Consider the following 5314-nt stretch of genomic DNA (forward strand, 5'->3'; position numbering starts at 1 on the left):
ATGCCTGGACCCCCCAATTTCTTGGGGGGTCCAGGTTATGTTGTGTTCGGCGGTGTCCTACTTTTCCACCCGTGTGGGTAGTATCATCGGCGCTGACAGGCTTAGCTTCCGGGTTCGGGATGGGACCGGGCGTTTCCCTGTCGCTATTACCGCCGTAACTCTATTTTTTTGTTTCCCGTGGTGCCGGCAGGATGGGTGTCCTGTGCACCGTTGCACCATGGGTGGTGTGTTTGGTGGTGGGGTGTGGTTGTGGTGTGGTTGCGACACATTTTTTGGTGTGTGTAAGTTTTCGGCCGGTTAGTACCAGTTCCCTGAACACCTTGCGGTGCGTATAGGTCTGGCCTATCGATCCCGTGGTCTGCGGGGGGCCTTATCCCTCTAAAAGGGTGAGAAACCTGGTCTTGGAGTAGGTTTCCCGCTTAGATGCTTTCAGCGGTTATCCTGTCCGAACGTAGCCATCCAGCAATGCTCCTGGTGGAACAACTGGTGTACCAGAGGTTCGTCCGTCCCGGTCCTCTCGTACTAGGGACAGGTTTCCTCAAGTTTCTGACGCGCGCGGCGGATAGAGACCGAACTGTCTCACGACGTTCTAAACCCAGCTCGCGTGCCGCTTTAATGGGCGAACAGCCCAACCCTTGGGACCTGCTCCAGCCCCAGGATGCGACGAGCCGACATCGAGGTGCCAAACCATCCCGTCGATATGGACTCTTGGGGAAGATCAGCCTGTTATCCCCGGGGTACCTTTTATCCGTTGAGCGACACCCCTTCCACTCGGGGGTGCCGGATCACTAGTCCCGACTTTCGTCCCTGTTTGACGTGTCAGTCTTACAGTCAAGCTCCCTTGTGCACTTACACTCAACACCTGATTGCCGTCCAGGTTGAGGGAACCTTTGGGCGCCTCCGTTACATTTTAGGAGGCAACCGCCCCAGTTAAACTACCCACCAGGCACTGTCCCTGAACCAGCTTCATGGTTCGAAGTTAGAGGTCCAATACGATCAGAGTGGTATTTCAACAACGACTCCACCCACACTGGCGTGCGGGCTTCACAGTCTCCCACCTATCCTACACAAACCGCATCGAACATCAATACCAAGCTATAGTGAAGGTCCCGGGGTCTTTTCGTCCTGCCGCGCGTAACGAGCATCTTTACTCGTAGTGCAATTTCGCCGAGTCTATGGTTGAGACAGTTGAGAAGTCGTTACGCCATTCGTGCAGGTCGGAACTTACCCGACAAGGAATTTCGCTACCTTAGGATGGTTATAGTTACCACCGCCGTTTACTGGGGCTTAAATTCTCAGCTTCACCCCGAAGGGTTAACCGGTCCTCTTAACCTTCCAGCACCGGGCAGGCGTCAGTCCGTATACATCGTCTTGCGACTTCGCACGGACCTGTGTTTTTAGTAAACAGTCGCTTCTCACTGGTTTCTGCCACCCCCTCCCGCTGCCGGCCGCGTGGGCCATGACGGTATGAGGGTCCCCCTTCTCCCGAAGTTACGGGGGCATTTTGCCGAGTTCCTTAACCATAGTTCACTCGTACGCCTTAGTATTCTCTACCTGACCACCTGTGTCGGTTTGGGGTACGGGCCGTGTGTGTGCTCGCTAGAGGCTTTTCTCGGCAGCATAGGATCACCGAATTCGCCGCAAACGGCTATGCATCACCTCTCGGACTCTGTGTCAGACGGATTTGCCTATCTGACGTCCTACGGGCTTACCCCAGTACTACCACTGACTGGTACGGCTACCTTCCTGCGTCACCCCATCGCTTGACTACTACCAGCGAAGGTCCCACGCAGCCCCACACCCCCGCCACCCGAAGGTGTTGGTGGGCGTGGTTTTGGGTGGTTAGTACCACTGATTCATCAGGGACGCGCACACACGGGTACGGGAATATCAACCCGTTGTCCATCGACTACGCCTGTCGGCCTCGCCTTAGGTCCCGACTCACCCTGGGCGGACTGGCCTGGCCCAGGAACCCTTGGTCTTTCGGCGGGCAAGGTTCTCACTTGCCTTATCGCTACTCATGCCTGCATTCTCACTCCCACACCCTCCACCACTAGATCACTCTGTGGCTTCACCGGATGCAGGACGCTCCCCTACCCAATACTTACGTATTGCCGCGGCTTCGGCGGTGTGCTTGAGCCCCGCTACATTATCGGCGCACAATCACTTGACCAGTGAGCTATTACGCACTCTTTCAAGGGTGGCTGCTTCTAAGCCAACCTCCTGGTTGTCTATGCGACTGCACATCCTTTTCCACTTAGCACACGCTTTGGGGCCTTAGCCGGCGATCTGGGCTGTTTCCCTCTCGACGCACGGAGCTTATCCCCCGCCGTCTCACTGCCACGCTTTCACTCACCGGCATTCGGAGTTTGGCTGACGTCAGTAACCTAGTAGGGCCCATCGGCCATCCAGTAGCTCTACCTCCGGTGAGAAACACGCAACGCTGCACCTAAATGCATTTCGGGGAGAACCAGCTATCACGGAGTTTGATTGGCCTTTCACCCCTACCCACAACTCATCCCCTCAGTCTTCAACCTAAGTGGGTTCGGGCCTCCACGCGGTCTTACCCGCGCTTCACCCTGGCCATGGGTAGATCACTCCGCTTCGGGTCCACAACACGCCACTACACCAACCCCAACGGATTGGATACGCCCTATTCAGACTCGCTTTCGCTGCGGCTACCCCACACGGGTTAACCTCGCGACGTGCCGGTGACTCGCAGGCTCATTCTTCAAAAGGCACGCCATCACCCCACCACGAAGGAGGGCTCTGACGGATTGTAGGCACATGGTTTCAGGTACTATTTCACTCCCCTCCCGGGGTACTTTTCACCATTCCCTCACGGTACTCGTCCGCTATCGGTCATCGGATAGTATTCAGGCTTACCGGGTGGTCCCGGCAGATTCACAGCAGATTCCACGGGCCCGCTGCTACTCGGGGACACTGTGACAGCAGAGTCCATGTTTTCACCTACGGGGCTCTCACCCGCTACGGCAGACCATCCCAGGCCACTTCGGCTAACACGAACTTTTCTTACTGCTGCCCACCACGGCGGTGATGAGAACACAGACCCCACAACACCGCACACACAACCCCCGCCGGGTATCACATGCATGCGGTTTAGCCATCCTCCGCTTTCGCTCGCCACTACTCACGGAATCACATTTTGTTTTCTTCTCCTACGGGTACTGAGATGTTTCACTTCCCCGCGTTACCTCCCCACCGGCTATACATTCACCGGAGGGTGACACGACATCACTCGTGCCGGGTTTCCCCATTCGGACATCCTCGGATCCACGCTCGGTTGGCAGCTCCCCGAGGCATATCGCAGCCTCCCACGTCCTTCATCGGCTTCCGATGCCAAGGCATCCACCATGCGCCCTTAAACACTTACAACAAAAACCAAAAGTGTAAAAACAAATTGCACAAACAAAACAACGTTTTGCTTGTAAGATGCTCGCAACCACTATCCACAAATCAAAGACCACACCCCACCACCAAGATGGAGCGACAACACACCCACCCCCACAAGGAGGCGACTACGGGCCTGTTGTCTCAGGACCCAACAGTGTGCCCAGGAGCCGAAGCCCCTGGCCGGCCGACCCCGAAGGACCCACCGGTCGGTGAAAAAAGTTTGCTGTCATTCGAAATAATCTGCACCACCGGCCACCCACTACAGGCGCCGGCGAAAAATATCCCAACCATCAACATCCCACCGGTGTGGGGATGGGGGAACATGGTGCTCCTTAGAAAGGAGGTGATCCAGCCGCACCTTCCGGTACGGCTACCTTGTTACGACTTCGTCCCAATCGCCGATCCCACCTTCGACGGCTCCCTCCACAAGGGTTAGGCCACCGGCTTCGGGTGTTACCGACTTTCATGACGTGACGGGCGGTGTGTACAAGGCCCGGGAACGTATTCACCGCAGCATTGCTGATCTGCGATTACTAGCGACTCCGACTTCATGGGGTCGAGTTGCAGACCCCAATCCGAACTGAGACCGGCTTTAAAGGATTCGCTAACCCTCACGGGATCGCAGCCCTTTGTACCGGCCATTGTAGCATGTGTGAAGCCCTGGACATAAGGGGCATGATGACTTGACGTCATCCCCACCTTCCTCCGAGTTGACCCCGGCAGTCTCTCACGAGTCCCCACCATTACGTGCTGGCAACATGAGACAAGGGTTGCGCTCGTTGCGGGACTTAACCCAACATCTCACGACACGAGCTGACGACAGCCATGCACCACCTGCACACAGGCCACAAGGGAAACCACATCTCTGCAGTCGTCCTGTGCATGTCAAACCCAGGTAAGGTTCTTCGCGTTGCATCGAATTAATCCACATGCTCCGCCGCTTGTGCGGGCCCCCGTCAATTCCTTTGAGTTTTAGCCTTGCGGCCGTACTCCCCAGGCGGGGTACTTAATGCGTTAGCTACGGCACGGATCCCTAAAGGAAGGAAACCCACACCTAGTACCCACCGTTTACGGCGTGGACTACCAGGGTATCTAATCCTGTTCGCTCCCCACGCTTTCGCTCCTCAGCGTCAGTTACTGCCCAGAGACCCGCCTTCGCCACCGGTGTTCCTCCTGATATCTGCGCATTCCACCGCTACACCAGGAATTCCAGTCTCCCCTACAGTACTCTAGTCTGCCCGTATCGCCCGCACGCCCACAGTTAAGCTGTGAGTTTTCACGAACAACGTGACAAACCACCTACGAGCTCTTTACGCCCAGTAATTCCGGACAACGCTCGCACCCTACGTATTACCGCGGCTGCTGGCACGTAGTTGGCCGGTGCTTCTTCTGTACCTACCGTCACCCCGCAGAAAACCACGGAGCTTCGCCGATACTGAAAGAGGTTTACAACCCGAAGGCCGTCATCCCCCACGCGGCGTCGCTGCATCAGGCTTGCGCCCATTGTGCAATATTCCCCACTGCTGCCTCCCGTAGGAGTCTGGGCCGTATCTCAGTCCCAGTGTGGCCGGTCACCCTCTCAGGCCGGCTACCCGTCGTCGCCTTGGTAGGCCATCACCCCACCAACAAGCTGATAGGCCGCGGGCCCATCCCACACCGCAAAAGCTTTCCACCACAAGACATGCATCCCATGGTCCTATTCGGTATTAGACCCAGTTTCCCAGGCTTATCCCAAAGTGCAGGGCAGATCACCCACGTGTTACTCACCCGTTCGCCACTCGAGTACCCCCGAAAGGGCCTTTCCGTTCGACTTGCATGTGTTAAGCACGCCGCCAGCGTTCGTCCTGAGCCAGGATCAAACTCTCCAAACAAAAACTGTTTCAGAGCAATCTGAACCAAA

3 rRNA genes are annotated in these 5314 nt (G+C 56.5%); all 3 read right to left on the reverse strand.

Annotated elements, in window-relative coordinates:
- Positions 1 to 44: 44 nt before the first annotated feature.
- Positions 45 to 157 (reverse strand): 5S ribosomal RNA (gene rrf / locus KIH27_RS21860).
- 120 nt (positions 158 to 277) lie between these two features.
- A 23S ribosomal RNA gene (locus KIH27_RS21865) occupies positions 278 to 3396 on the reverse strand.
- A 354-nt stretch (positions 3397 to 3750) separates the two neighbouring features.
- Positions 3751 to 5285, reverse strand: a 16S ribosomal RNA gene (locus KIH27_RS21870).
- The 16S, 23S and 5S rRNA genes sit together here, the layout of an rRNA operon.
- Between the last annotated feature and the right edge of the window lie 29 nt (positions 5286 to 5314).

The sequence above is a fragment of the Mycolicibacter acidiphilus genome, assembly GCF_018455725.1.
GTDB classification, from domain to species: domain Bacteria; phylum Actinomycetota; class Actinomycetes; order Mycobacteriales; family Mycobacteriaceae; genus Mycobacterium; species Mycobacterium acidiphilum.